This window comes from Roseateles agri, from assembly GCF_034043675.1.
In the GTDB taxonomy this organism is placed as follows: domain Bacteria; phylum Pseudomonadota; class Gammaproteobacteria; order Burkholderiales; family Burkholderiaceae_C; genus KK5.
In genome coordinates this window covers 74,635-99,244 of record NZ_JAXCLA010000010.1, presented here as the reverse complement: position 1 = coordinate 99,244, position 24,610 = coordinate 74,635, and the positions used below count along the sequence as shown (strand labels likewise).

At 68.9% G+C, this 24,610-nt stretch carries 25 protein-coding genes; 17 read left to right on the top strand and 8 right to left on the bottom strand.

Annotation, left to right across the window (positions count from 1 at the left end; all coding sequences use genetic code 11):
- Nucleotides 1-26 precede the first annotated feature (26 nt).
- The gene (locus tag SNE35_RS27625) at nucleotides 27-893 is read left to right on the top strand and encodes a toll/interleukin-1 receptor domain-containing protein (protein ID WP_320426272.1); all 867 of its coding nucleotides are present in this window, start codon (nucleotides 27-29) and stop codon (nucleotides 891-893) included.
- Here SNE35_RS27625 and SNE35_RS27620 read toward each other — a convergent pair.
- Entirely contained in the window at nucleotides 890-1,804 is a 915-nt protein-coding gene (locus SNE35_RS27620; RefSeq protein ID WP_320426271.1) for a LysR family transcriptional regulator, read from the bottom strand. The two genes, SNE35_RS27625 and SNE35_RS27620, sit on opposite strands and share 4 nt — an antisense overlap.
- Nucleotides 1,805-1,932: 128 nt before the next feature.
- Between SNE35_RS27620 and SNE35_RS27615 the strand changes: the two genes are divergently transcribed.
- Nucleotides 1,933-3,339: an MFS transporter gene (locus SNE35_RS27615; RefSeq protein WP_320426270.1), complete on the top strand. Its 1,407-nt coding sequence runs from the start codon at nucleotides 1,933-1,935 to the stop codon at nucleotides 3,337-3,339.
- On the opposite strand, the gene SNE35_RS27610 is transcribed toward SNE35_RS27615, so the two are convergent.
- From SNE35_RS27610 to SNE35_RS27600, 3 genes are all read right to left on the bottom strand, one after another.
- Complete coding sequence (locus SNE35_RS27610; protein WP_320426269.1) at nucleotides 3,326-3,907, bottom strand: PAS domain-containing protein; 582 nt, start codon at nucleotides 3,905-3,907, stop codon at nucleotides 3,326-3,328. The genes SNE35_RS27615 and SNE35_RS27610 overlap by 14 nt on opposite strands.
- A gap of 106 nt (nucleotides 3,908-4,013) precedes the next feature.
- Nucleotides 4,014-4,709: an ArsR/SmtB family transcription factor gene (locus tag SNE35_RS27605; RefSeq protein ID WP_320426268.1), complete on the bottom strand. Its 696-nt coding sequence runs from the start codon at nucleotides 4,707-4,709 to the stop codon at nucleotides 4,014-4,016.
- Nucleotides 4,706-5,041 carry an NIPSNAP family protein gene (locus SNE35_RS27600; protein WP_320426267.1) on the bottom strand — a complete coding sequence of 112 codons (336 nt, stop codon included), beginning with the start codon at nucleotides 5,039-5,041 and terminating at the stop codon, nucleotides 4,706-4,708. Before SNE35_RS27600 ends, SNE35_RS27605 begins: the two co-directional genes overlap by 4 nt.
- A 225-nt stretch (nucleotides 5,042-5,266) precedes the next feature.
- On the opposite strand from SNE35_RS27600, the gene SNE35_RS27595 reads away from it, so the two are divergent.
- The 7 genes from SNE35_RS27595 to SNE35_RS27565 all read left to right on the top strand — a co-directional run bounded on the left by SNE35_RS27595 (nucleotide 5,267) and on the right by SNE35_RS27565 (nucleotide 12,663).
- Nucleotides 5,267-6,586, top strand: coding sequence for an ABC transporter substrate-binding protein (locus tag SNE35_RS27595; RefSeq protein WP_320426266.1), 1,320 nt, complete (start codon nucleotides 5,267-5,269; stop codon nucleotides 6,584-6,586).
- 69 nt (nucleotides 6,587-6,655) lie between these two features.
- Complete coding sequence (locus SNE35_RS27590) at nucleotides 6,656-7,531, top strand: carbohydrate ABC transporter permease (protein WP_320426265.1); 876 nt, start codon at nucleotides 6,656-6,658, stop codon at nucleotides 7,529-7,531.
- Between the two features lie 16 nt (nucleotides 7,532-7,547).
- Nucleotides 7,548-8,432 carry a carbohydrate ABC transporter permease gene (locus tag SNE35_RS27585; RefSeq protein WP_320426264.1) on the top strand — a complete coding sequence of 295 codons (885 nt, stop codon included), beginning with the start codon at nucleotides 7,548-7,550 and terminating at the stop codon, nucleotides 8,430-8,432.
- A gap of 23 nt (nucleotides 8,433-8,455) precedes the next feature.
- Nucleotides 8,456-9,490, top strand: coding sequence for an ABC transporter ATP-binding protein (locus SNE35_RS27580; protein WP_320426263.1), 1,035 nt, complete (start codon nucleotides 8,456-8,458; stop codon nucleotides 9,488-9,490).
- A 14-nt stretch (nucleotides 9,491-9,504) separates the two neighbouring features.
- Entirely contained in the window at nucleotides 9,505-10,908 is a 1,404-nt protein-coding gene (dalD, locus tag SNE35_RS27575; RefSeq protein WP_320426262.1) for a D-arabinitol 4-dehydrogenase, read from the top strand.
- A complete protein-coding gene (locus SNE35_RS27570; protein ID WP_320426261.1) occupies nucleotides 10,905-11,699 on the top strand; it encodes an L-iditol 2-dehydrogenase in 795 nt (264 codons plus the stop codon). Before dalD ends, SNE35_RS27570 begins: the two co-directional genes overlap by 4 nt.
- A 10-nt stretch (nucleotides 11,700-11,709) precedes the next feature.
- Nucleotides 11,710-12,663 (top strand): AraC family transcriptional regulator, encoded by a 954-nt coding sequence (locus tag SNE35_RS27565; protein WP_320426260.1) that lies wholly within the window; start codon nucleotides 11,710-11,712, stop codon nucleotides 12,661-12,663.
- A 4-nt stretch (nucleotides 12,664-12,667) separates the two neighbouring features.
- Here the strand turns inward: SNE35_RS27565 and SNE35_RS27560 are convergent, their stop codons facing one another.
- The 4 genes from SNE35_RS27560 to SNE35_RS27545 are packed head-to-tail and all read right to left on the bottom strand — an operon-like array spanning nucleotide 12,668 to nucleotide 16,648.
- Complete coding sequence (locus SNE35_RS27560; RefSeq protein WP_320426259.1) at nucleotides 12,668-13,441, bottom strand: substrate-binding periplasmic protein; 774 nt, start codon at nucleotides 13,439-13,441, stop codon at nucleotides 12,668-12,670.
- Nucleotides 13,441-14,130 (bottom strand): general secretion pathway protein GspB, encoded by a 690-nt coding sequence (locus SNE35_RS27555; protein WP_320426258.1) that lies wholly within the window; start codon nucleotides 14,128-14,130, stop codon nucleotides 13,441-13,443. Before SNE35_RS27555 ends, SNE35_RS27560 begins: the two co-directional genes overlap by 1 nt.
- The gene (locus tag SNE35_RS27550; protein WP_320426257.1) at nucleotides 14,127-15,785 is read right to left on the bottom strand and encodes an ExeA family protein; all 1,659 of its coding nucleotides are present in this window, start codon (nucleotides 15,783-15,785) and stop codon (nucleotides 14,127-14,129) included. The genes SNE35_RS27555 and SNE35_RS27550 overlap by 4 nt, the downstream gene beginning before the upstream one ends.
- Nucleotides 15,786-15,805: 20 nt before the next feature.
- Nucleotides 15,806-16,648, bottom strand: coding sequence for a helix-turn-helix transcriptional regulator (locus SNE35_RS27545; RefSeq protein WP_320426256.1), 843 nt, complete (start codon nucleotides 16,646-16,648; stop codon nucleotides 15,806-15,808).
- Between the two features lie 145 nt (nucleotides 16,649-16,793).
- Between SNE35_RS27545 and SNE35_RS27540 the strand changes: the two genes are divergently transcribed.
- From SNE35_RS27540 to SNE35_RS27505, 8 genes are all read left to right on the top strand, one after another.
- Entirely contained in the window at nucleotides 16,794-18,041 is a 1,248-nt protein-coding gene (locus tag SNE35_RS27540) for an ABC transporter substrate-binding protein (RefSeq protein WP_320426255.1), read from the top strand.
- Nucleotides 18,042-18,051: 10 nt separating this feature from the next.
- Nucleotides 18,052-18,942 carry a carbohydrate ABC transporter permease gene (locus tag SNE35_RS27535; RefSeq protein WP_320426254.1) on the top strand — a complete coding sequence of 297 codons (891 nt, stop codon included), beginning with the start codon at nucleotides 18,052-18,054 and terminating at the stop codon, nucleotides 18,940-18,942.
- Nucleotides 18,939-19,856 (top strand): carbohydrate ABC transporter permease, encoded by a 918-nt coding sequence (locus SNE35_RS27530; RefSeq protein WP_320426253.1) that lies wholly within the window; start codon nucleotides 18,939-18,941, stop codon nucleotides 19,854-19,856. The genes SNE35_RS27535 and SNE35_RS27530 overlap by 4 nt, the downstream gene beginning before the upstream one ends.
- A gap of 1 nt (nucleotide 19,857) precedes the next feature.
- A complete protein-coding gene (locus SNE35_RS27525) occupies nucleotides 19,858-21,768 on the top strand; it encodes a glycoside hydrolase family 127 protein (protein ID WP_320426252.1) in 1,911 nt (636 codons plus the stop codon).
- A 66-nt stretch (nucleotides 21,769-21,834) separates the two neighbouring features.
- Nucleotides 21,835-22,818 carry a VTT domain-containing protein gene (locus SNE35_RS27520; RefSeq protein WP_320426251.1) on the top strand — a complete coding sequence of 328 codons (984 nt, stop codon included), beginning with the start codon at nucleotides 21,835-21,837 and terminating at the stop codon, nucleotides 22,816-22,818.
- Between the two features lie 127 nt (nucleotides 22,819-22,945).
- Entirely contained in the window at nucleotides 22,946-23,395 is a 450-nt protein-coding gene (gene msrB / locus SNE35_RS27515; RefSeq protein WP_320426250.1) for a peptide-methionine (R)-S-oxide reductase MsrB, read from the top strand.
- A 4-nt stretch (nucleotides 23,396-23,399) separates the two neighbouring features.
- Nucleotides 23,400-23,918, top strand: coding sequence for a peptide-methionine (S)-S-oxide reductase MsrA (msrA, locus tag SNE35_RS27510; RefSeq protein ID WP_320426249.1), 519 nt, complete (start codon nucleotides 23,400-23,402; stop codon nucleotides 23,916-23,918).
- 20 nt (nucleotides 23,919-23,938) lie between these two features.
- Nucleotides 23,939-24,610, top strand: coding sequence for an HAD family hydrolase (locus SNE35_RS27505; protein ID WP_320426248.1), 672 nt, complete (start codon nucleotides 23,939-23,941; stop codon nucleotides 24,608-24,610).

Genomic DNA, 24,610 nt, shown 5'->3' with positions numbered 1-24,610 from the left:
TCCCCGGTGGACTATCCTGCTCCATCATGTCCCAAGCCGAGCGGCGCCAGCGCGTCTTCATCAGCTACCGCCGCGCCGACGGCGCGGGGCAGGCGGGACGCCTGGCTGAAGATCTCGATCGCCTGCTGGGCGATCGGGTCTTCATGGACGTCTCGGACATCGCGCCCGGTGCGGAGTTCGAGCAGGTGCTGCGCAGCGAGCTGGCATCCTGTGGTGCCGTGCTGGCGCTGATCGGCCCGCGCTGGCTGGCATCGTTCGACGGCAGGCCGCAGGAAGCGCAGGACTATGTGCGCCTGGAGCTGGAGACCGCGCTGGCGCAGCAGGGCCTGCACGTCGCGCCCGTCCTGATCGGCGGGGTGGAACTGCCCGGCGAGGCGCAGATGCCGGCCGGTCTTGGCCCGCTGGCCAAACGCCAGGCCGTGATCCTGCGCGACGACCGCTGGCAGGACGATGTCGCCAATCTGGCGCGCGAACTTCGCGCGGTGCTGAAGCTGCGCCGGCGGGTCTGGCCCGCCATCGCGGCCGCGGTGCTGGTGGCCGCGCTCGTGTCGGGCTGGCTGCTGACGCACAGGACGCCGGCACCCGCGCCGTATTCGCACGACCAGGCTGCCGCGATCGCGGTGCGGGCGACGGAGAAGGCGATCGCGGCCTGCCGGCCCGCGCCGGCCGGCGACTGCCCGCTGGTCTTCCGCTTCCAGCCGGACGGCAGCGCGCAGCGGGTCTACTTCGACTCGGGCGCCTGCATGCTGAAGGCGCCGCCCTTCGGCGACTGCGTGCTGGACAAGCTCTCCACCGTGCGCATTCCGCCGTTCAACGACCTCGACGCGGCCGAGGTGGGGCTGGATCTCGTCGTGGAGCAGGGCGGGGTGGCGAAGGTCGTTCCGCAGCCCTAGCGGTCATCCGACCGACAGACCTCCAGCAGCAGTTCCCGCAGCCAGCGATGCGCCGGATCGCGGTCCAGGCGCGGATGCCACATCTGCGAGATGGTGATCGGCTCGGTCGGCACCGGCAGCTCGATCGCGCGCAGCGCGCCCTGGGCCAGCTCGCGTTCGAAGAAGCTGGCCGGCACCAAGGCGACCAGGTCCGTCGCCGCGGCGATGGCCAAAGCAGCGCGGAAGCTGGGCACGACCACCGCCACCCGGCGCGCCAGGCCGCGTGCGGCCAGCGCCTCGTCCACCGGCCCGCGCATGCGGCCGCGGCGGGAGGTGACGACGTGGCCACATGCCGCGTAGCACTCGGCGCTGAGCTGCGTGTCTGACAACAGCGCATGGCCCTCGCGCACGGCAGCCACGAAGCGATCGCGGTAGAGCGCCTGCACGCGCACCTCCGGTCCGGATTCGCCGAGCACGCCGATGTCCAGCTCGATCAAGCCCTCGCGCAGTGGCCGTACGTCCTTGTCCGGCTTGGGTGCGAAGCGCAGGCACACGCCGGGCGCCTGCTGCGCGGCGCGTGCCACCAGCCGGGGCGCGAAGGCTTCGATGAAACCGTCGTTGGCGCGCAGCGTGAAGGTGCGCTGCAGGGTGCGCAGTTCGAAGCCGGCACCTGCAGGCTGCAGCACGGCGCGGGCTTCCTGGGCCAGCTCGCGCACCCGTTCGCGCAGCGCCAGCGCGTGCGGCGTCGGCACCATCGCGCGGCCGGCCCGCACCAGCAGCGGATCGCCGGTGGCCTCGCGCAACCGGGCCAGCGTGCGGCTCATCGCCGATTCGCTGAGCTGCAGGCGTTCGGCGGCGCGGGCCACGCTGCCTTCGGACAAGAGCGCGTCGAGGGCGCCGAGCAGGTTGAGGTCGATATCGGCGGACGGCATGCGGCGACGCTAGCACGCCGCTGCCTCCCTCCACAGGCGTGCGATGCAGGTACAAGCTGCGCGCCGCGCGCTGGGCCGTCGCAGCCCCGGCCCGTATGCTGACTCCAACTCAGTCAGAGATGTTTCCGATGAACCCTTCCAGACCCTCCACTCGCCCGGCCGAGCCGGAATCCGACGGCCTGCCGCTGCCGCGCCGGCATGCGGCAGTCGCCGCCATCCTCGGCGCGATCGTGCTGGTGGTGCTGGATGGCGCGATCGCCAACGTCGCGCTGCCCAATATGGCCGAGCAACTGCATGCGACGCCGGCCGACACGGTGTGGATCGTCACGGCCTACCAGCTGGCCGTCGTGATGTTCCTGCTGCCGGCCTCGGCTATCGGCGAGCGCCTGGGCTATCGGCGCGTGTGGGTGGCCGGCGTGGCTCTGTTCACCGCGGCCTCGGCCCTGTGTGCGCTGGCGCCCTCGCTGCCGGTGTTGGTCGCGGGGCGCTGCCTGCAGGGGCTGGGCAGCGCGGCGGTGATGCCGCTGGGCCTGGCGCTGCTGCGCTTCACCTATCCGAAGCGGCAACTGGGCCAGGCGATCGCCTGGAACGCGCTGGCCGTGGCGGGGGCGTCCGCGGCGGGGCCGGCCGTGGGCGCGGCCATCCTGTCGGTGGCGAGCTGGCCCTGGCTGTTCGCGGTGAACCTGCCGGTGGGCCTGCTGGTGCTCGTCGTCGCGCGCGGCCTGCCGCACACGCCGGCCACGGCGCGGCCGATCGACCTTTGGAGCATCGCGCTGAACGCGGGCATGTTTGCCGCCTTCGTGCTGGGCAGCGACCAGTTGCTCGCGCAGCCGCTGCAGGGCGGCGTGCTGCTGGCCGTGGCGGCCGTCTGCCTCGCGCTGCTGATCCGGCGCGAGTTGCCGCGCGCCGCGCCGCTGATCCCGCTGGACCTGCTGCGCTCGCATTCCTTCCGCACCTCGGTGATTGCCTCGGTCTGCTGCTTCACCGGCCAGATGGCCGGCTACGTGGCGCTGCCCTTCTACATGCAGCATGTGCTGGGCTTGAGCGCGTTGGCCACCGGCCTCTTGATGACGCCCTGGCCACTGGCCGTGATGCTGGCAGCGCCGCTGGCCGGCCGCCTGTCGGACCGCCTGCCCACCGCATGGCTCTGCGCGGCCGGCGCCGCTTGCCTGGCGGCGGGCCTGGCGCTGTGCGCCGCTTGGCCCTCGGGCTCGGACCCGCGGCTGGCGCTGGTACTGTTCACCGCGCTGGCCGGCCTGGGCTTCGGCTTCTTCCAGACGCCCAACAACCGCAACATGCTGCTGGCCGCGCCGAAGGAGCGCAGCGGCGCAGCCGGCGGTGCCCAGGGCATGGCGCGCCTGACCGGACAGACGCTGGGCAGCCTGACGATGGGTCTGCTGTTCGGCCTGCTGCCCTCCGTACGGGCCACCCACTGGGGGCTGGCGATCGCCGCCGGCTTCGCGCTGCTGGCGGGCGGGGTGAGCCTGCTGAGAGGGCCGGGGCGGCTGCCGGAGGCAGCGGTCACGCGCCCCTGATGCGCGAGGCTTCCAGTTCGTCGAGCGATGTGAGCAGCAGGTCTTCGACCAGGCCCAGGATGCGGTCGCGTTCCCGCACGTCGACCCGGCCGCCGTTCAGCAACTGATGGAAGGGCTGCGCGATCGGCCGCACGGTCATCGCGCCGCGGCAGCCTTCCGCGAGGCCGGTGCAGCGCGGCGAAGGTGGCCGGTCGGTCAGGTCGAGCATCGTGCCGATGATGCGCAGCGCGCGGCCTTGCTCGTCGCGCTCGACGACGCGTCCGCGCGAGTGCAGGGTCCGGTAGCCCGAGCCGTTGCTGCGCAGGCGGAACTGCGCCTCGTAGCTGGGCCGCTCGCCGCGTGCGTGGGCGCGCATCGCGTCGAGCATCGGTTCGAGGTCGTCGGGGTGTACGCGGCAGCGCCAGAAGTGCGTGCTGTCGGCCGCGAAGGGCTCGGGGAAACCGAGCCGCTGCTTCCACTGCGGCGAGTGGTGAACGGTTTCGAGTTCCGGGCGAAGATCCCACACGCCGAGCTCACCGGCTTCGATGGCCCGGCGCCAACGCAGCTCGGCGGGCTGCTGCATTTCCATTTGGACGATTCTGCACGGCAGGGTCTCGCGCTTGATGTCTGCACTGATACCGAGCCGAATGAATCCGCCAACTTCTTGTCGGAAACAACACAGGTAACGCGTTATTTCAGCGGATACCGGGTTCCAGCTGCGGCAGTAACTGCCGGTGACCGAGCGGGGTCAGCTCCACAGCGCGGCCCTCGCCGCGCCGCACCCATTCGCGCGCCAGCCAGTGCTGGTAGATCGCCTCGGCGAGCTGGCCGGCGAGATGGTCGCGCCGCTCCGACCAATCCAGGCAGGCATAGGCATAACGCCGAGCCTGAGCGGAGGCAGGAACCTCCATGCCCATCGAGGCCAGCCAGGCGCGCCCGGCCTCGGTCAGCTCGAATCCTTCGCTGACGGCGCGCAGGCCCTGCAGTGCCTGCAGCCGCTCGTGCAGCCGCACGCCCAGGCGCCCGGCCAGATGCCCGTAGCAGCAGCGCGCCTCACGCAGCCGGCTGCGCTGCGGGGCCTCCCAGGCGCGTTCGTGAGCGCTGCGCTCTGCTACCAGCGCCAGTGCTTCGAGCGCATGGGCCACGTCCGGCCCGGCCAGCTTGTAGTAGCGGTGCCGGCCGCGTGGCTCGCAGGCGATCAGGCCGGCTTCGAGCAGCTTGGCCAGGTGACCGCTGGCGGTGGCCGGGGTGACCGATGCGCTGCGCGCCAGCTCGCCGGCACTGGCGTACTCGCCCGAGAGCAAATAAGCCAGCATGCGCGAGCGGGCCGGGTCGGCCATCGCGGCGGCGATGCGGGCGATGCGGGGCTCGTGCGGGGTGTCGCTGCTCATGATGGCGAGAGGGTAACGCGCCGTGTTGACGCCACGTCCTCCAGCCACGTGCGTTCCTCCCGCAGGATGAAGCGCTGGCGCTGTGCCCATTCGAAGTTCGCGCGGCCTTGCGGGTCGGCGCGCAGCGTTGTGCGGTAGCGCTCGTAGGCGGCCAGCGACTCGAAGCCGATCAAGCCCCAGGCGATGTCGTTCGTGCCTTCCAGCGGCAGGAAGTAGCCGATCAGCGCGCCGCCGCAGCGCGGGATGACCTCGGCCCAGACCTCGGCGTAGCGCTGGAATTCCGCGCGCTGGAACGGGTCGATCTGGTAGCGGATGAAGCAGGTGATGTTCATGGGCCCACTATCGGCCCGCGAGTGCCGCGCTTGTTTCGTTGTGGGCCGAAGCTTTCCATCCTGTCATGCGTCATTTAAGGGATTTCACCGAGGATTTGATGCATGAAAGTACAGGTGAGGGCGATCGGAGTACCGAAGCCGCAAGGACAAGTCTCCAGAATCCGGCCCACGACGCCTGCGGCACGGACCGCTCGTCGATCGAATCAACAACAGGAGACAAGCAGCATGAAGCGCCTTTCCCTCGCCAAGGCCGGCCTGGCCGCAGCCACCGTTTTCGCCATGACCGCCCCGGCGCTGGCCGCCACCGAACTGGTCATCGCCACCGTCAACAACGGTCACATGATCGAGATGCAGAAGCTGACGCCCTTCTTCGAGAAGGCGCATCCGGACATCAAGCTGAAGTGGGTCACGCTGGAAGAGGGCACCCTGCGCCAGCGCGTGACGACCGACATCGCCACCAAGGGCGGCCAGTTCGACGTGATGACGATCGGCCTGTACGAGGCGCCGATCTGGTCCAAGAAGGGCTGGCTGCAGCCGATCGCCACCGACGCCGCCTACGACGCCGACGACCTGCTGCCCGCCTTCCGCGACGGCCTGTCCTACCAGGGCAAGCTCTACGCCGCGCCGTTCTACGGCGAAAGCTCGATGCTGATGTACCGCAAGGACCTGGCCGACAAGGCCGGCTTCACGATGCCCGATCAGCCGACCTGGGCGCAGATCAAGGACCTGGCCGGCAAGATGACCGACAAGAGCGCCGGCGTCTACGGCATCTGCCTGCGCGGTAAGCCGGGCTGGGGCGACAACATGGCCTTCCTGACCACGCTGGTGAACACCAACGGCGGCCAGTGGTTCGACATGGGCTGGAAGCCGCAGCTGGAAACCAAGCCCTGGAAGGACGCGATCAACTTCTACGTGGACCTGCTGAAGAAGGACGGCCCGCCCGGATCGGCCGCCAACTCCTTCAACGAGATCCTGGCCCTGTTCAACGAAGGCAAGTGCGGCATGTGGGTGGACGCGACGATCGCCGCCTCCTTCATCAGCGATCCGAAGCAGAGCAAGGTGGCGGACAAGGTCGCCTTCGCGCAGGCACCGGTGGCCGTGACGCCCAAGGGCGCGAACTGGATGTGGAGCTGGAACCTGGCGATTCCCGCCAGCTCCACCAAGGCTGACGCCGCGCAGACCTTCGTCAAGTGGGCGACCAGCAAGGAGTACATCCAGCTGGTGGCCAAGGAAGCCGGCTGGGGCGCCGTGCCGACCGGCACGCGCAAGAGCACCTACGCGAACCCCGAGTTCAAGAAGGTGGCCAAGTTCGCCGATGCCGAGCTGAAGGCAATCAACAGCGCCAACCTCAGCGACAGCACCTTGCCGAAGTCGCCGTATGTTGGCGTCCAGTACGCCGCCATCCCCGAGTTCCAGGCGATCGGCATCGCCGTGGGCCAGCAGATGACGGCAGCGCTGTCGGGCAAGGTCACGGTGGACCAGGCGCTCAAGGCCGGCCAGACGGCCGCCGAGCGCGAGATGAAGAAGGGCGGCTACTACAAGTAACCGCCGGGTGACAAAGGCCCCCGCACGCGCGCCGTGCGGGGTTCATGCAGTTTGCTGGGAGTCACCTCCATGTCTTCTTCGTCTTCGAATACACGCCTTCTCCCCCGGGCGCTGATGGCGCCCGCCATCGGCACGCTCTTCCTGTGGATGATCGTGCCGCTGTGCATGACGATCTACTTCTCGCTCGTCAACTACAACCTGATGCAGCCGGGCGAGCGCACGTTCGCCGGGCTCGACAACTACACGTACTTCATCACCGATCCGGACTTCTGGCCGGCGGTGTGGAACACGCTGCTGCTGATCGGCAGCGTGATCGGCATCACCGTGGTGCTGGGCGTGCTGCTGGGCCTGCTGGTGAACGATCCGTTCCCGGGCCGCGGCATCGTGCGCGTGCTGCTGATCTCGCCCTTCTTCGTCATGCCCGCGGTGAACGCGCTGCTGTGGAAGCACATGATGATGAACCCGAACTACGGCGTGCTGGCCGACGTCTGGCGCCACTTCGGGCTCACGCCGGTGGACTGGCTGACCGACTGGCCGCTGCTGTCGGTGATCATCATGGTGGCCTGGCAGTGGCTGCCCTTCGCCTGCCTGATCTTCATCACCTCGCTGCAGTCGCTGGACCGCGAGCAGATGGAAGCGGCCCGCATGGACGGCTCCAACGCCTTCCAGCGCTTCTTCTACCTGACGGTGCCTCACCTGGCCCGGCCGATGGCCGTGGTCATCATGATCGAGATGATCTTCCTGCTCTCGATCTTCGCCGAGATCTTCATCACGACCAGTGGCGGACCCGGCAACGCGAGCACGAACATGACCTTCCTGATCTACAAGCAATCGCTGATGAATTTCGACGTCGGCGTGGCATCGGCCGGTGCGCTGTTCGCGGTGATCTTCGCCAACATCGTCTCGTTCTTCCTGGTCCGCATGGTCGGCAAGAACCTGGATTGAGAAGGAGCACGACATCATGAATACCGTTGCCCAAAAGAGCCCTGTTGTCGCCGCGCCCACGCAGTTCGCGGTGCAGAAGCCGCCCAGCCAGTTCCTGCCCGTGGCGCTGCGCACGGCCGGTGCGTGGCTCGTCGCGCTGCTGCTGTTCTTCCCGCTCGGCTGGCTGTTCCTGACCGCCTTCAAGACCGAGCAGCAGGCGATCAGCGTGCCGCCGCTGTTCCTGTTCTCGCCGACGCTGGAGAACTTCCACGAGGTGAACAGCCGCAGCGACTACCTGCTGCATGCGATGAACTCGCTGATCACGAGCCTGGGCTCCACGATCCTGGGCCTCGCGATCGCAGCACCGGCTGCCTACTCGATGGCCTTCTTCCGCACGAAGAAGACGCGCGACATCCTGCTGTGGATGCTGTCCACCAAGATGATGCCGGCCGTCGGTGCGCTGCTGCCGATCTACGTGATGGCGCAGACCGCGGGCATGCTGGACAGCGTCGGCGCGCTGATCATCGTGTTCACCCTGTCCAACCTGCCGATCATGGTCTGGATGCTCTACACGAGCTACAAGGACATCCCGCCCGAGATCCTCGAGGCCGCCCGCATGGACGGCGCCACGCTGTGGAAGGAGTTCCGCCACGTGGTGCTGCCGCTGTCGGTCGGCGGCATGGCGTCCACCGGCCTGCTGTGCCTGGTGCTGAGCTGGAACGAGGCTTTCTGGTCGCTGAACCTCGTCGCCGCCAAGGCCGGCACCCTGGCCACCTTGATCGCCTCGTATTCGAGCCCCGAAGGCCTGTTCTGGGCCAAGCTGTCCGCCGCCTCGCTGCTGGCCATCGCCCCCATCGTGATCTTCGGCTGGTTCAGCCAGAAGCAACTCGTCCAGGGCCTGACCTTCGGCGCCGTCAAGTAGTAGTCAAGAACGGAGACAAACAAATGGCTTACCTCCAACTCCATCAGATCAAGAAGAGCTTTGAAGACGCCCACATCATCAAGGGCGTCGACCTGGAGATCCAGAAGGGCGAGTTCATCGTCTTCGTCGGCCCTTCGGGCTGCGGCAAGTCCACCTTGCTGCGCCTGATCGCGGGCCTGGAGCAGATCAGCAGCGGCAACCTGCTGCTGGACGGGCGCGACATCACCTACGCACCCTCCGGCAAGCGCGACCTGGCGATGGTGTTCCAGAGCTATGCGCTCTATCCGCACATGAGCGTGTTCGACAACATGAGCTTCGCGCTGAAGCTCGCCAACGTGCCCAAGGACGAGATCAAGACCAAGGTCGACCGCGCGGCCGCGCAGCTGAACCTGACGAAGTACCTGGATCACACGCCCAAGCAGCTGTCCGGCGGCCAGCGCCAGCGCGTCGCGATCGGCCGGGCGATCGTCCGTGCGCCCAAGGTCTTCCTGTTCGACGAACCGCTGTCCAACCTCGATGCGGCGCTGCGCGGCAACACGCGAGTCGAGATCCACAAGCTGCACGTGGCGCTCGGCGCGACGACGATCTACGTCACCCACGACCAGGTGGAGGCCATGACATTGGCGGACCGCGTGGTGGTGTTGAAGGACGGCCTGATCGAGCAGGTCGGCACGCCGCTGGAGCTGTACGACCGGCCGGTCAACCAGTTCGTCGCGCAGTTCATCGGCATGCCGTCGATGAACATGATGCCGGCCAAGGCGATCCCGAGCTTTTCGGCGGCCACTGGCGGGCGCTTGCCGGCCGACGGCTTCCTCGGCGTGCGGCCGGAAGGCCTGCGCGTGCATGCGGGCAACGGCAAGGGCGTCGACGGCAAGGTCGAGCTGGTCGAGGCGCTGGGCTCGGACACGCTGATCCACGTCGACGTCGGCGGTCTGCAACTGATCGCCCGCCAGAACGAGCGCACCTCGCTGCAGAGCGGGGACGACGTGGCCGTCGAGCTGGACCCTTCCGTCCTCCATCTGTTCAACCGCGAGGGCCGTTCCCTCGCTGCCGCCTGATTCGGCCTGACATCATGAACCCGATCCCCCCCGCCGAATTCACGATCCTCCACCTCGGTCTCGGCTCCTTCCACCGCGCCCACCAGGCCGTCTACCTGCAGGCCCTGCATGAGGCCGGCGACCGGCGCTGGGCGCTGAGCGGCGCCAACATCCGGCCCGATATGGCGGACGTCCTCGCCGCGCTGCGCGCCCAGGACGGGCGCTACACCTTGGAGACCGTCTCGCCGGCCGGCGAGTACCGCTACCAGCAGATCGAGTCGATCCGCGAGGTGATCCCCTACGAGCCGAAGCTGGCTGCGGTGATCGCGCGCGGCGCCGCGCCGTCCACGCGCATCATCAGCTTCACCGTCACCGAGGCCGGCTACTACATCGATGCCAAGGGCAAGCTGGACATGAGCTTCGCCGACCTCGTCGCCGACATCGGCCGCGTGCAGCGCGGCGAGATCGGGCAGACGATCTACGGTGCGCTCGTCGCCATCCTCGCTGCGCGGCGCAGCGGCGATGGCGGCCCGGTCACCTTGCTGAACTGCGACAACCTGCGCCACAACGGCGAGCGCGTGCGCGCCGGCCTGATCGAGTTCATCGAGCGCGTCGGCGACATGGACCTGCTCGCCTGGGTCAAGGCCTTCACCCGCTGCCCGAACGCGATGGTGGACCGCATCACACCGCGCCCGCCGGCGGAGCTGCGTGAGCGCGTCAAGGCCGCCACCGGCCGCGACGATGCGGCCGCCATCACCGGCGAGAGCTTCATTCAGTGGGTGATCGAGGACGACTTCATCGCCGGCCGCCCGGACTGGGGCCGCGTCGGCGTGGAACTGGTGAACTCGGTCCAGCCCTACGAGGAGGCCAAGATCCGCATCCTCAACGCGACGCACAGTTGCATCGCCTGGGCCGGCACCCTGGTCGGGCTGAACTTCATCCACGAAGGCACGCACGACGCGGAGATCCGCAAGTTCGCATTCGACTACGTCACGGACGACGTGATCCCCTGCCTGAGTCCGAGCCCGATCGACCTGGCCGCCTACCGCGACGTGGTGCTGGATCGCTTCGGCAATCCGGCGATCAAGGACACCAATCAGCGCGTGGCCGCGGACGGCTTCTCGAAGATCCCCGGCTTCATCGCGCCGACGATCCGCGAGCGGCTCGCCGCTGGCGGCAGCATCGACAGCGTGGCGATGCTGCCGGCGCTGTTCCTGGCCTTCCTGCAGCGCTGGCACGCGGGGCAACTGAGCTATGCCTACCAGGACCAGGGCATGGACCCGACCGTGGCTCATGCGATCTGCGCGGCGCAGGATCCCGTCGCCGCGCTGTGCGCCGACCGCTTGCTGTGGGGCAATCTGGCCGGCGACGAGCGACTGGTGGCCGCGGTGCGCGGCGCAGGCGATCGCGTGGCTGCCTTCCTCGCGAGGCGCGCATGAGCGGCGGCCAACGTCTCGCCGGCCGCCACGTGCTGCTGACCGGCGCCGGCGGCGGCATCGGCCTGGCCGTGGCCGAGGCCTGCATCGCCGAGGGCGCCGTCTGCAGCATCGTCGACATCGCTCCGACGAGACCCGAGCCGGTCGCGGCGCTGCTGGAGCGCCACGCCGGCCGTGCGGCCTACATCGCCGCCGACATCACCGCGCCGGGTGCGATCGACCGCATGCTGGCCGATGCGAGCGCGGCCTTCGGCCCGGTCCACTGCCTGTTCAACAACGCCGCGGTGTTCGACCTCGCGCCGCTGCTGGAGGCCGACGAAGCCTCGTTCGACCGGCTCTTCAGCGTCAACGTCAAGGGCTTCTTCTTCGTGATGCAGGCGGTGCTGCGCCAGATGGTGGAGCAGGGCACGTCAGGCGCCAGCATCATCAACATGGCCTCGCAGGCCGGGCGGCGCGGCGAGGCGCTGGTCTCGCACTACTGCGCCACCAAGGCCGCGGTGATCAGCTACACGCAGAGCGCGGCGCTGGCGATGGCGCCGCACGGCATCCGCGTCAACGCCATCGCGCCGGGTGTCGTCGACACGCCGATGTGGGCGCATGTGGACAGCCTGTTCGCCAAGGCGGAAGGTCTGCCCATCGGTGAGAAGAAGAAGCGCGTCGGCGAGGCCGTGCCGCTCGGGCGCATGGGCACGCCGTCCGATATCGCCGGCGCCGCCGTGTTCCTGGCCAGCGACGAGGCCCGCTACATCACCGCGCAGTGCTTGAACGTCGACGGCGGCAACGTGATGAGCTGAAAATCGGGTCATGCGTCAGAGAACCGTCCCCCGCCAGACCCAGCCCGAGCTGGAGCGCGACTTCGCCCGTTCGCCCTCGCTGGGCTACGAGGCGCAGGAGGACACGGGCCTGGTGCGCTGCCTGGCCCACGGTTTTCCGAGCCCGCTGGTGCGCTGGCACTTCCACGAGGAATACGAGCTACACCTGATCACCGAGACCTCGGGCAAGGCCTTCATCGGCGACTGGATCGGGCCCTTCCAGCCGGGCCATCTGGTGCTGTGCGGACCGCGGCTGCCGCACAACTGGATCTCGCTCGATGCACCAGCCGGCGGCGCGGCCGGGCGCGACCGCGTCATCCAGTTCCTGCATGAGCCGATCAACCGCGCTGCCGAGCAGATCCCCGAGCTGCGCGAGGTGCTGCAACTGCTGGAGCGCGCGCGCCACGGCATCGAGTTCTTCGGCATGTCCGAGCGGGCACTGGCGCACTGGAACGCCATCAAGGCCGAGCGCGGCCTGCGGCGCCTGGGCCTGTTCTTCGACTTCCTCGCCGACCTGGCGCAGTGCGCCGACTACCGGCTGCTTTCCAGCGTGCAGATGCAGGGCGAGCACGGCCCCGCCGGTGACGAGCAGACCGACCAGATCAACGACGTGGTGAACCGCATCACCAACAACCTGGCCGAGCCGGTCTCGATGGCCGACCTGGCCACCGAGCTGGGCATGAGCGAGAGCCGCTTCAGCCGCTTCTTCAAGCGCGCCACCGGCAACAGCTTCACCGATTTCGTCAACCAGGTGCGCATCAACAGCGCCTGCCACCTGCTGATGCAGAGCGACCACCTGGTGGCCGACATCTGCTATCAGGTCGGCTTCAACAACGTGGCCAACTTCAACCGCCGCTTCCTCGAGATCAAGGGCATGACACCCAGCGAGTTCCGCCGTCAGGCGGAGGCGCGCTTCGGCGACGAGCGGGCGCGCAGCCGCGTGTGAGCCTTCAGCTCGCCGGCAGCAGTCGCCGCGCGTGCTCTACCTCGGCGGCGACGATGGTTTCCAGGCTGCCGTCGCGCCGCATCGCGGCGATCGCCTGGTCGAAACGCTGCAGCAGAGGCTTTGCCGACAAGGTCTTCGGCACCGCCAGCGCGATCCCCATCGACAGCAGCGGCTGGGCCAGTGGCGCGATCGTGCCGGCGGCTTCAGCGCCCAGCAGCATCCGGCCGGCCAGCTCGGTCGCCACGACCGCATCGAGCCGATTGAGGCGCAGCTTGCCGAAGTTGCGGCTGTCGGTGTCCACCTCCTCGACCGCGAACAGGTGCTGCGCGCGGGCGCGGTCGAAGGCATCGCCGTAGGACCAACCGCGAACCACGCCGATGTGCAGGCCGCGCAGCCCCGCGATGCCCGGTGGTAGCTCCGGCGCGCCTGCGCGGCGGAACAGCGACAGGTTCTCCGTGAAGTAGTCGCCGCTGTAGTCGGCGATGGCCAGGCGCTCTTCGTTGCGGACCACGCCGCCGGCCGCGCCGGTGCCGCCGAACAAGGTGGCGATCAGGCGGCGGAAGGGCTCGGCCACCAGCTCGGCCGGTTCGTTCATCAGCGCGAAGGCATGGCGCACGATGGCCGGATAGACGCCGGCCGCGCCGCCTTGCGCATCGGTGTACATCGTCGGCGCGCTGGCGGCGTCGAAGGCGATGCGCAGCGGTGTTGCTGCAGTTGCTCTTGCTGCGGGCACGCCCAGTGCCAACAAGGGCAGGGCGAGCCGCAGTCGTGCGTGCATCAGTAGTTGATCGTGAAGCGCTGGCCCTTGAAGACCAGCACGGCGGTCTTCAGGCCGATCTCTTCCAGCACCAGGTCCGGGCTCAGCTTCTCGCCTTCGTGCAGCACCTGGCCGTTCAGTATCAGCATGCGATTGGCCGGGGTGTCGGAGTACATCGCGCCGCCGGTCTTCAGCGGCGGCAGCTGGCGGCGCAGTGCCTCGGGCAGCTCGGCCTGCGTGGGGACGTGTTGCGGCGCGGGCGCTGCCTGAGGTGCGGGCACGGGTGCGGGCGCGGGCACCGCCTGCGGAGGCGGCGGTGGCGCGGCTGGAGCCTGGGCCTGCTGCAGCGGCGGCACGCTCAGCGGCACGGTCGCGACGGTGGGCGGCAACTGCGGGCTGGGCTGCGGCGCCGGCTGGGGTGCGGCCTGCTGCGGAGGCTGAGGCGCAGGTGCGCTCGCCAGCACGACCGGCTCCGGCGTGCGCGGCCAGAACAGGAAGGCGGCCAACGCGGCAAGCACTACGCCTGCACCGACCGCCAGAGGCCAGGTTGGCCGCGAGCTTGCGCCGGCGCGCGCAGGGTCGCGATGTTCGACCTCCTCATCGTCGTCGGCCGCCAAGTCGGCCGGGCCGGGATTGGCGTGCAGCGTGGGCACGGTGCCGCGCTCACGTTCGGAATTCGCGCGTCGTAGCGCGTCGAGGATGTAGCTCATGTTCGGGGTTCCAGGCGCGGTTCGTCGACGCCAGCGGCGCGGTTCAGCTGCATCAGCGTGATCGGGCCGGGCTTGCCGTCGCTGCGCAGGCCCTGCGAGCGTTGGAAGGCGGCCACCTGCGCCTGCAGGCGCCCGTCGAGGTTGTGCGTCAGCGGCGCCGAGGGTTCGGCCAGGATCTGCTTCAGGTGCAGGGCCAGCCAGTCGGCGGTCTCGGGTGCGAGTCCGCGCGCCGGCGGCTGGGAGAGGAAGCCCGGCGGCGTGCGCCACAGCGTGGCGAACTCGCCGGTCCACTGCTTGCTGAGCGCCACGAGGCTGACCGTCTGCGTGGCCGTACCGGCCCGCACGGTGGCCGTCTGCGGACCCAGGCCGACGAGCAGGACGTAGGCCGGCTGGCCGGATTCGTCGCGCAGGGTCAGGATGCCCGGCCGGTCCAGCTGGCGGATCAACGCAAGGCCGCCGTCGCTGCGGAAGCATTGCAGGTCCTGCGGCTTCAGGCCGGCGCAGGGCGTGTCGCCGAGGCCGGCCGTGTCGGCATGCCAGCCCTGGGCCAGCGCGGCCCAGGCGTCGGCCTCGCGCAGCAAGCCGAGGCTGATGCTGGGGCTGATCAGGGGAGCGGGCGATGCGCTGCTGGCTGGCACCGAAGCGGGTAGCGCAGCGGCGACCGGATGGGCGACGGCCACGGGTGCCGGGATCTCCTTGCGCGCACCCGTCGTGGCGAACCAAGCCGCTGCAGCGATCACGCCGATCGCCGCTGCGCCGATGGCGAGCTGCCGCTGCGAGCCGCTGGCGGCCGGCGTTGCCGCTGCCGGCTCAACGGTTCCCTCGAACACCTCGGCGGCCGCCTTCTCCAGGGTCTGCAGGTCGATCCGCTTGCGGCCCTGCGCGTAGGCACCCAGCAGCGCGCGGTCGCACAGCAGGTTGATCCGCCGCGGCACGCCGCGCGTCAACTGGTGCACGCGCGCCAGGGTCGACGCGTCGAAGGGCATAGTGCCGCCGAAGCCTGCCACCGCGAGGCGGTGTCGCACATAGGGCCCGATCTCGTCCGGCGTGAGCGCGCCGAGATGGAAGCGCGCGATCACCCGTTGTGCAAGCTGCTCCAGCTCCGGCCGCGCCAGCATCGTGCGCAGTTCCGGCTGGCCGATCAGCACGATCTGCAGCAGCTTGCGTTCGCTGGTCTCCAGGTTGGTCAGCAGGCGCAGCTGCTCCAGCACCTCGGCGCTGAGGTTCTGCGCCTCGTCGATGATCAGCACCGCGTTCTGCCCGGCCGCGTGGCTGGCCAGCAGGAAGGCATTCAAGGCGTCGACATAACGCTTCACCGAAGCGGAGTCGTCGTCCTCGCCGGCCACGGCGATGCCGAACTCGTCGCAGACGGTGCGCAGCAGCTCGGGCACCGTCAGCTTCGGATTGAAGATGTAGGCGACCTTGCAGTTCTCCGGGATTTGCTCCAGGAAGCAGCGGCAGACGGTCGTCTTGCCCGCGCCGATTTCGCCGGTCAGCAGCACGAAGCCGCCGCCGCCACGCAGGCCATAGAGCAGGTGCGCCAGCGCGTCGCGGTGGCGTTCGCTCATGAACAGGTAGCGCGGATCGGGCGCGATCGAGAAGGGCTCGGCCTGCAGGCCGAAGAACTTCGCGTAAAGAGAGGGCAGTGGATTCACGCGCGTGATGGTATCGCCCGTTAGCCTGTGTTCACGTGGACCCGCATGTGAAGCCGCCGATAGGCCTGCGGTGTCATGCCGGTGGAGCGCTTGAACAGGCGCCGGAAGTAGCCGATGTCGTCGAAGCCGCACTGTGCGGCGACGGCGGCCGTGGCCCGGCCTTCGGCCAGCAGCGCGGTGGCCTGGCGCAGCCGGCGGGTGTGGATCGCCTCGGTCAAGGTGCAACGGTAGATGCTGCGGAAGACCCGGCCGAGATAGTCGGAATTGCAACCCAGCTGCTGTGCGATCGATGATGTGCTGATCGGCCCGCCGAAGCCGGTGCAGATCAGCTCGTCGGCCCGCGCGGCCAGCACCGCGGCCGAGCCGTCGGCCACCGGGCCCGCTGCGCCGACGGCGCGCGAGTTCGCCACCTCCCACAGCATCTGCATCAGCATCAGGCTCATCGGCACCTGGCGTTCGCCGAGCAGTTCCTGCTCGTTCAGGAAGCGCCGGAACAGGCCGGTCATCTGCTCGGGCCGCGCCACGCGGGCGTGCTGCGGCACGTCCAGCTGCAGGTCCGAAGGGCGGGGTTTTCCCTTGGGAGTGGGCAGCAGGAAGTGGGCCCAGAAGAAGTGCAGGTCGGGCGTGTAGGGTATCGAGCCGCCGTGCTCCCGGCCTGGCCACAGCACCAGCGTCTCCTCCGGCCCGACGAGGAACTGCTGGCCGTCCTCCTCGATGCCCAGCTGGCCCTTCTTCACGTAAAGCAGCTCAAAGGAATCGATCACCCGGCGCGGATGCTGGCCGACGCCGCGCGAGATGAACAGGCCGCCGTTCGTCGCCTGCAGGCTCTGCGGCAGCACGAAGGAAAGCGCGTTGTCGTTCATCGGCTCGGGTGGCGGCGGAAAAGTCGGATTTGTCCCGCAATGCGCAGGCTTTGTCATCTTGTTGGCCCCGGGGCTTGCTGTCAACATCGCGCCACCTCGAGGGCCAGACCTTGGGGTCACGAGAAAACAGAACGGAGACAAACCGATGCGAATCCCGCCCACGCTGCGCCGGCTGACCGGTGTCCTTGCTGGTCTCCTGCTTGCCGCCGCGGCGCAGGCGCAGACCGAGATCTCCTTCTGGGTCCGCGCGCCGGATGCCGGCTTCGTCGAGCCGTTGGTGAAGAACTGGAATGCCAGCCATAACAACAAGGTTGCACTGACCGTGATCCCGGCCGACGACTTCGTCACCAAGTTCGGCACGGCCGTGGCCGGCGGCGCGGCGCCCGACGTCGTGGCGATCGACCTGATCTTCGTGCCGGCCTTCTCGCAGGCCGGCCAGCTGATGGAGATCGGCGCGGAGGCCAAGGCCCTGCCGTATGCGAAGAGCCTGTCGCCCTCGCACGTGCGGCTGGCGATGTACGAGGGCCGCCAGTACGCGGTGCCCTTCAGCGCCGAGAGCTCCTTCCTGGTCTACAACAAGGACCTGTTCAAGAAGGCCGGGCTCGATCCGGAGAAGCCGCCGAAGACGATGGGCGAGCTGGAGTCCTACGCGAAGAAGATCGCGGGCCTGGGCAAGGGCGTGAAGGGCTTCTACTTCTCCGGCGCCTGTGGCGGCTGCAACATCTTCACGATGACGCCCTACGTCTGGGCCTCCGGCGGCGACGTGTTCACGCCCGACAACAAGCAGGAGGCGCTGGACAACCCGGCGCTGCGCAACACCTTGGCGATGTACCGCCGGCTGTGGGAGGCGGGTGCGATCCCGGCCGGTGCGAAGACCGACAACGGCAGCAATTTCATCAGCCCTTTCTTCACCGGCAAGATCGGCATGATCGGCTCGGGCGCGTTCTCGATCGGCCTCTTGAAAAAGGAACACCCGGAGCTGGACTTCGGCGTGACGCCGCTGCCCGGCGACAAGGGCGGCTCGTCGAGCTTCGCCGGCGGCGACTCCATCGCGATCCCCAAGGGCTCCAAGCACAAGAAGGAGGCCTGGGAGTTCATCCAATGGTGCCTGTCGCCGGAGGTGCAGGTGGAGCAGTTCGCCAAGAACGGCAGCCTGCCGGTGCGCGCCGACCTGGCCGACAACGCCTACAGCCGCCAGGACTCTCGCTTCGCCGTCGCCTCGGCGCAGATGCAGGCCGGCCGCACGCCGTACTCGGTCAAGTTCAACCAGCTGATCAACGACCCGAACGGGCCCTGGCTGGCGATGATCCAGGAGGCGGTGTTCGGCCCCGGCGTCGATCCTGCGATCAAGAACGCGCAGGCCAAGTTCCGGCAGATCCTGGCAACACCCTGATCGCGCCCTGATGGTCACGACCTTCTTCGGCCGCAACATCCCGCGGCACTGGGCGGCTTATGTCTTCATCCTGCCCTGCCTCGCGGTAACGACGTTGTTCTTCCTCGTGCCGCTGGGCATGACGGCCTGGATGTCGCTGAACGAGTGGCCGCTGCTGGGCCACCCGAGCTTCGCCGGGCTGCGCAACTACCTCGCGCTGTTCGTCGACGCGTCCTTCTGGGGCAGCCTGCTGTTCACGGTGAAGTACACGCTGGTCGTGACGCCGGCGATCTTCCTGTTCGCTTTCGCATTGGCGCTGCTGGTGCAACGCGGTGCGAGGTTTGTGGGGATTTTTCGCACCGCGTACTTTCTTCCGGTCGTCATCGGCATGACCAGCGCCAGCCTGCTCTGGACCTGGCTGTTCAACGACCAGGTCGGCATCTTCAGTGCAGTGCTGATGGACTTGGGGCTGGTCGACGAGCCGGTGCAGTGGCTGGGCGAGACGAACAGCGCGCTGGCCTCCATCGTCACGATGGTGCTGTGGAAGGCGGCCGGCTTCACGATGGTGATCCTGCTGGTGGGCATGCAGGCGATCCCGATCGACCTGTACGAGGCGGCCGCGCTGGACGGCGCGGGCTGGCTGAGGCAGATCCGCTCGATCACGATCCCGCTGATGCGGCGCACCTTCGCGCTGGCGCTGACGATGAGCTTCATCGGCTCCTTCCTTGCCTTCGAGCAGTTCTTCGTGATGACGCGCGGCGGGCCCTTCAACAGCACGATCACGATCGTCCACTGGATCTACCGGGCATCGTTTACCTACTTCAAGCTCGGCTACGGCGCGGCGATGTCGATGGTGCTGCTGATGATCCTGCTGCTGCTCTCGGGCCTGCAGCTCTGGCTGCTCAGGGACGACAAGGAATGATGCTCGGCCGCATCGAAGGCTTCGGCGGTGTCGTCCGTGGCCGCACGGAAGCTCCGCCCTCGCGGCTGGTGCTGTGGTGGCGTCGCTGGGGCGTCAATGCCGCGTACTACGGGCTGTGCACCGTGCTGCTGCTGATGTTCCTGTTCCCGATCGCCTGGTCGCTGCTCACGTCCTTCGAGACGGCGCGTGAGGCCAGCGCCTCGCCACCGGCCTACTGGCCGAGCCGCTTCTCGATCGAGAACTACCGCAACCTGGCGAACTACGGCGAGGGCATCGGCCGGTACGTCTGGAACAGCGGCTCGGTGGCGCTGCTGACGGTGATCGGCACGCTGGTGCTGGCGACCTTGGGCGGCTACGGCTTCTCGCGCTTCCGTTTCCCGGGCCGCAACGCACTGTTCATGCTGATCCTGGCGACGCTGATGATCCCGTTCCAGTCGATCCTCAATCCGCTGTTCATCCTGCTGCGCCTGCTCCATCTGCAGGACACGCACCTGGGCCTTGCGCTGGTCTACACAACCTTCCAGCTGCCCTTCGCCGTCTTCATGATGCGCAACGCCTTCGACGCGGTGCCGATCGAGATCGAGGAGGCTGCGGTGCTGGACGGTTGCTCGCCCACCGGCACGCTGCTGCGGGTGATGCTGCCGCTGGTGGGGCCAGGTCTTGCCACTGTCGGCCTGTTCGCCTTCTTCGGCTCATGGAACGAGCTGCTGGCGGCGCTGATTTTGGTCTCCGACTCACGCGCCTACACCTTGCCGGTGATGCTGCTGAACGCGCAGAGCGGCCAGCTCGGCGCTGTCAACTGGGGCCTGATGCAGGCCGGCATCGTGCTGACCATCATTCCCTGCGCCGCGCTCTTCCTGCTGCTGCAGCGCTACTACATCTCCGGCCTCGTCGCCGGTGCGATTAAAGGCTGAAATGACCGACAACACCCATGCTCCCGTCGTCGACTTCCGCGCCAGCCGTGGCGCCAGGCTGCAGCCGGTGCCGCCCACCGCCGTCACGCTGGCGGGGCGCTTCTGGGGTCCGCGGCTGCAGCGCATCCGCGAGACCAGCCTGCCGAGCCAGCACGCGCTGCTGGAAAGCACCGGCCGGCTGGACAACTTCCGCCGCGTGGCCGGCACCAGCGACAAGCCCTACACGGGCCTGTTCTTCAACGACTCCGACATCTACAAATGGCTGGAGGCAGCAGCCTGGGCGCAGGCGGCCGGCCCGGTGCCGGAGCTGCAGGCGCTGATCGACCAGACGATCCCGCTGGTCGAGGCCGCGCAGGGCGAAGACGGCTACATCAACACCTATCACAGCCTGGAGCGCCGCCACGAGCGCTGGAGCAATCTGCGCGACCTGCACGAGCTCTACTGCGGCGGCCACCTGATGCAGGCGGCGGTGGCGATGCACCGCATCACCGGCGACGCGCGGCTGCTGCGGGTGGCCTGCCGCTTCGCCGACCTGATCTGCACGGTGTTCGGCCCGGCCGCCGAAGGCCGGCTGGAGATGATCGACGGGCACGAGGAGGTCGAGATGGGCCTGATCGAGCTGGCCCGCGAGACCGGCGAGCGCCGCTACCGCGAGCTGGCGCGCTTCTTCATCGAGGCGCGTGGTCACGGCCTGCTGCATGGCGGGCGCTTCGGCATCGAATACTTCCAGGACGAACGGCCGGTCCGCGAGATGAAGGCCTTGGCCGGCCACGCGGTGCGCGCCGTCTACATGGCCTGCGGCATCACCGACCAGGCGATGGACGACGGCGATGCGCCGCTGCTCGCCCACCTCGAAACGCTCTGGACCGAGATGACGCGCCGGCGCAGCTACATCAGCGGCGGCATCGGCTCGCGCCACGAGGGCGAGGCCTTCGGCAAAGACTTCGAGCTGCCCAACGCCCGCGCCTACACCGAGACCTGCGCCGCGATCGGCAGCCTGATGTGGAGCCACCGGCTGCTGGCGGCCACCGGCGACGCGCGCTATGCCGATTCGATCGAGTGGACGCTCTACAACGGCATGCTGCCCGGCTGGGGCCTGGACGGCCGCCGCTACTTCTACGTCAACCCGCTGGAGGACGACGGCACGCACCAGCGCCAGACCTGGTACGAGTGCTCCTGCTGCCCGCCCAATGTGGCGCGCACGCTGGGCGGGCTCTCGGGCTACGCGTACGCCACCAGCGAGGGCGCCGTCTGGGTGCATCTGTATGCCGAGGGCAGGGCGCGGGTTGAACTGGGCGCAGGCCGCACGGTGGAGTTGGTGCAGCGCACCGACTATCCCTGGGACGGCGCGGTGGCGATCGAGATCGCTGCGGGCGGCGGGCGCTTCGCGCTGAAGCTGCGCGTGCCGGCCTGGTGCCGCGCCGGCGCGCGGGCGGAGGTCAATGGCGTGGCCGTCGGCGATGCCGTCGAGCCTGGGCGTTATCTGACGATCGAGCGCGACTGGCAGCCGGGCGACACAGTGCGCCTGGAGCTGCCGATGGCGGTCACGGCCTGGCAGAGCCATCCGCAGTTGCACGAGAACCGCGGCCGCATCGCTCTCTCTCGCGGGCCATTGCTGTATTGCCTGGAAGGGGTGGACCACTCCCGTGCGCTGGATGAACTGGCCATCGACCCGGCCGGCATCGAGGCCAGCTTCGAGCCCGGGACCCTGGGCGGCGCCGTCGTGCTGCGTGGCCGCGCGCTGGCGCGTGGGCTGGCTCCTGCGTGGGAGCAGGGGCTGTACCGGCCCGTGGACGCCCCGGAGCCGGCTGCGGACGAGGCGCAGGTGCCGTTCATGGCGGTGCCGTACTTCGCCTGGCAGAACCGCGGCAGCTCGCCGATGGCGGTCTGGCTGCAGCGCTATAGAGCCTGAGCCCTCGAGCGACAGGATTGCCCCCATGGCGGCGAGGCCCGCCGGCAGGGGGCAGAATCCGCGTCCATGACGACGCTGATCGATCTGTTCACCGGCCACGGCGTGCTGCTGGTTTTCTTCGTGACCTTCGCCGCGCGTGTGGGCCTGCCGGTGCCGGCTGCGCCGGTGCTGGTCATTGCCGGCGGCATGGCCTCGGTGAATGCGATCTCGGCGCCGCTGGCCCTGGCCGTGGCCACGCTGGCCAATCTGCTCGGCGATGCCGTCTGGTACGAAGCCGGGCGCCGCCAGGGGCACCGGGTGATGAAGCTGTTGTGCCGGGTCTCGTTGTCGCCCGACTCCTGCGTGCGCCAGAGCGAATCGCTGATCACCCGCTGGGGCGGCCGCTCTCTGGTGGCCGCCAAGTTCCTGCCGGGCATTTCCGTCGTGGCCGCGCCGATGGCCGGTGCGCTGGGCATGTCGCTGCGCCGTTTCGTCGTCTTCGACCTGCTGGCCGGTGCCTTGTGGAGCGCGGTGTTCCTGGGCCTGGGCCTGCTGCTGCGCGACCAGATCCAGCGCGTGCTGGAGGTGCTGGCCGAAGCCGGACTGGTGGCGACCGTGGCGCTGCTGGCCATCGTGGCGGGTCTGATTGCACAGCGCGCCTGGCGGCGCCAGAGCTTCCTGCGCGCCGCTCGCAAGGTGCGCCGGCTGGGCATCGCCGAAGTGGCGGGGCTGATCGAGCGGGGTGAGCCGCCGGTGTTCATCGACGTGCGCGGCCCCGGCAGCGTGGGCCTGGACCCGCGTCGCATTCCCGGCGCCTGGCCGGTCGAGCTGAAGACCTTGGCCGAGCATGCCGCGCGCCTGCCGCGCGAGCGCCTGCTGGTGGCCTATTGCAACTGCCCGAACGAGGTGTCGGCGGCCAAGGCCGCGCAGACGCTGGCGGGGCTCGGATTCGAGCGCGTAGCGGCGCTGGTGGGCGGGCTGGACGGCTGGGTCGCCGCCGGCCGGCCGGTGGAGCACGGTGAAAGCGGCGCCACGCCGCTGCGCGAGCCCGAGGTGGTCGGCGCGCTGTAAGGTGCGGCGCCTGCCGGGCGACGGAGGAAGGAAGCGCGGAGAGCCCAGAGGCGCTGCCGTTGAAAGCCCCGCCGCCGCACCCATTTGAAGCTTCTGCCATTGATCGATTGAAGAACGGAGTCGCACGATGACCAAGGCCTATGCCAAGACCCCCGAAGCGCTTGCCCGGCTGACGCCCGAGCAGTACCACGTGACGCAACGCAGCGGCACCGAATACCCCGGCACCGGCGCCTACCTGCACGAGCACGAGCCGGGCATCTACGTGGACATCGTCTCCGGCGAGCCGCTGTTCGCCTCCGGCGACAAGTTCGACTCCGGCTGCGGCTGGCCCAGCTTCACCAAGCCCATCGTGCCGGCCCACGTGCAGGAACTGCGGGACGATTCGCACGGCATGGTCCGCATCGAGGTGCGCTCCAAGCACGGCGACAGCCACCTGGGCCACGTGTTCCCCGACGGCCCGCGTGACCGCGGGGGCCTGCGCTACTGCATCAATTCGGCCTCGCTGCGTTTCATCCATCGCGATGACATGGAAGCAGAGGGCTACGGCGAATACATCGACCAGGTCGAGGAGCGTTGAGATCATGACGACGACACACAACACCGAACGGGCCGTGCTTGCTGGCGGCTGCTTCTGGGGCATGCAGGACCTGATCCGCAAGATGCCGGGCGTGCAGTCCACCCGCGTGGGCTACAGCGGCGGTGACGTGAAGAACGCCACCTATCGCAACCACGGCAGCCATGCCGAGGCGATCGAGGTGATCTTCGACCCGGCCGTGCTGAGCTACCGCAAGCTGCTGGAGTTCTTCTTCCAGATCCACGACCCGAGCACGCCGAACCGGCAGGGCAACGACCGGGGCGCCTCGTACCGCTCGGCGATCTACTACACGTCGCCGACGCAGCACGACGAGGCGGTGAACACGATCGCCGATGTGAACGCCTCGGGCCTGTGGCCCGGCAAGGTGGTGACCGAGGTGGAGCCGGTGAGCGACTTCTGGGAGGCGGAGCCTGAGCACCAGGACTACCTGGAGCGCATTCCAAACGGCTACACCTGCCACTTCGCACGGCCGGACTGGGTGCTGCCGCGGCGGAACGTGGCCTGATCAAGGTCTAATACGGGGCCATGAATTCAGCCCCGAAGAAGATCCGCGCCGTCCTGTTCGACATGGACGGCACCCTCGTCGACAGCGAGGCCACCCATTTCCGCGCGATGCAGGACCTGCTCGATGAGCAGGATCTGACCCTGCCGCCGGGTTTCGACGAAGCCTGCACCGGCATGACCATCGGCGCCGTACACGAGCGCCTGGTCGACCAGTGCGGCATGACGATGGAGCTGCCGGTGTTCGTCGAACGCAAGAACGGCCGCTTCATCGCCCGGCTGGCCGAACTGCGCCGCCGCCATGGCGCGAGCGAGGCGCTGGCGGTGCTGGCCAAGGCCGGCGTGCCGCATGCGATCGTGTCGAACTCCGAGCGGCCGGTGATGGATGCCAGCCTCGCGATGCTGGGCCTGATCGAGCCGGGCGGCGTGACCGTCTCGCGCAACGAGGTCGAGCATGGCAAGCCGGCGCCGGACCCGTACCTGCGGGCGGCCGCGCTGCTGGGCGTTGCGCCCGAGGACTGCGCCGTCGTCGAGGACAGCGCGCCCGGCGCGGCCGCCGGCCTTGCCGCGGGCATGCTGACGATCGGCTGGCCCGAACCGCATCGCGACGACATCGTGTTCCCGGCCGGCGCGCAGGTGCTGGCGGCGACAGAGCAGGGCGGTGAACTGGCCGAGTTGCTGAGGACGCTGGTCTAG

Coding starts and splice junctions, on each gene's coding strand:
- SNE35_RS27625 (WP_320426272.1), top strand. CDS start 27: ATGTCCCAAGCCGAGCGGCGCCAGCGCGTCTTCATCAGCTACCGCCGC.
- SNE35_RS27620 (WP_320426271.1), bottom strand. CDS start 1,804: ATGCCGTCCGCCGATATCGACCTCAACCTGCTCGGCGCCCTCGACGCG.
- SNE35_RS27615 (WP_320426270.1), top strand. CDS start 1,933: ATGAACCCTTCCAGACCCTCCACTCGCCCGGCCGAGCCGGAATCCGAC.
- SNE35_RS27610 (WP_320426269.1), bottom strand. CDS start 3,907: ATGGAAATGCAGCAGCCCGCCGAGCTGCGTTGGCGCCGGGCCATCGAA.
- SNE35_RS27605 (WP_320426268.1), bottom strand. CDS start 4,709: ATGAGCAGCGACACCCCGCACGAGCCCCGCATCGCCCGCATCGCCGCC.
- SNE35_RS27600 (WP_320426267.1), bottom strand. CDS start 5,041: ATGAACATCACCTGCTTCATCCGCTACCAGATCGACCCGTTCCAGCGC.
- SNE35_RS27595 (WP_320426266.1), top strand. CDS start 5,267: ATGAAGCGCCTTTCCCTCGCCAAGGCCGGCCTGGCCGCAGCCACCGTT.
- SNE35_RS27590 (WP_320426265.1), top strand. CDS start 6,656: ATGTCTTCTTCGTCTTCGAATACACGCCTTCTCCCCCGGGCGCTGATG.
- SNE35_RS27585 (WP_320426264.1), top strand. CDS start 7,548: ATGAATACCGTTGCCCAAAAGAGCCCTGTTGTCGCCGCGCCCACGCAG.
- SNE35_RS27580 (WP_320426263.1), top strand. CDS start 8,456: ATGGCTTACCTCCAACTCCATCAGATCAAGAAGAGCTTTGAAGACGCC.
- dalD (WP_320426262.1), top strand. CDS start 9,505: ATGAACCCGATCCCCCCCGCCGAATTCACGATCCTCCACCTCGGTCTC.
- SNE35_RS27570 (WP_320426261.1), top strand. CDS start 10,905: ATGAGCGGCGGCCAACGTCTCGCCGGCCGCCACGTGCTGCTGACCGGC.
- SNE35_RS27565 (WP_320426260.1), top strand. CDS start 11,710: ATGCGTCAGAGAACCGTCCCCCGCCAGACCCAGCCCGAGCTGGAGCGC.
- SNE35_RS27560 (WP_320426259.1), bottom strand. CDS start 13,441: ATGCACGCACGACTGCGGCTCGCCCTGCCCTTGTTGGCACTGGGCGTG.
- SNE35_RS27555 (WP_320426258.1), bottom strand. CDS start 14,130: ATGAGCTACATCCTCGACGCGCTACGACGCGCGAATTCCGAACGTGAG.
- SNE35_RS27545 (WP_320426256.1), bottom strand. CDS start 16,648: ATGAACGACAACGCGCTTTCCTTCGTGCTGCCGCAGAGCCTGCAGGCG.
- SNE35_RS27540 (WP_320426255.1), top strand. CDS start 16,794: ATGCGAATCCCGCCCACGCTGCGCCGGCTGACCGGTGTCCTTGCTGGT.
- SNE35_RS27535 (WP_320426254.1), top strand. CDS start 18,052: ATGGTCACGACCTTCTTCGGCCGCAACATCCCGCGGCACTGGGCGGCT.
- SNE35_RS27530 (WP_320426253.1), top strand. CDS start 18,939: ATGATGCTCGGCCGCATCGAAGGCTTCGGCGGTGTCGTCCGTGGCCGC.
- SNE35_RS27525 (WP_320426252.1), top strand. CDS start 19,858: ATGACCGACAACACCCATGCTCCCGTCGTCGACTTCCGCGCCAGCCGT.
- SNE35_RS27520 (WP_320426251.1), top strand. CDS start 21,835: ATGACGACGCTGATCGATCTGTTCACCGGCCACGGCGTGCTGCTGGTT.
- msrB (WP_320426250.1), top strand. CDS start 22,946: ATGACCAAGGCCTATGCCAAGACCCCCGAAGCGCTTGCCCGGCTGACG.
- msrA (WP_320426249.1), top strand. CDS start 23,400: ATGACGACGACACACAACACCGAACGGGCCGTGCTTGCTGGCGGCTGC.
- SNE35_RS27505 (WP_320426248.1), top strand. CDS start 23,939: ATGAATTCAGCCCCGAAGAAGATCCGCGCCGTCCTGTTCGACATGGAC.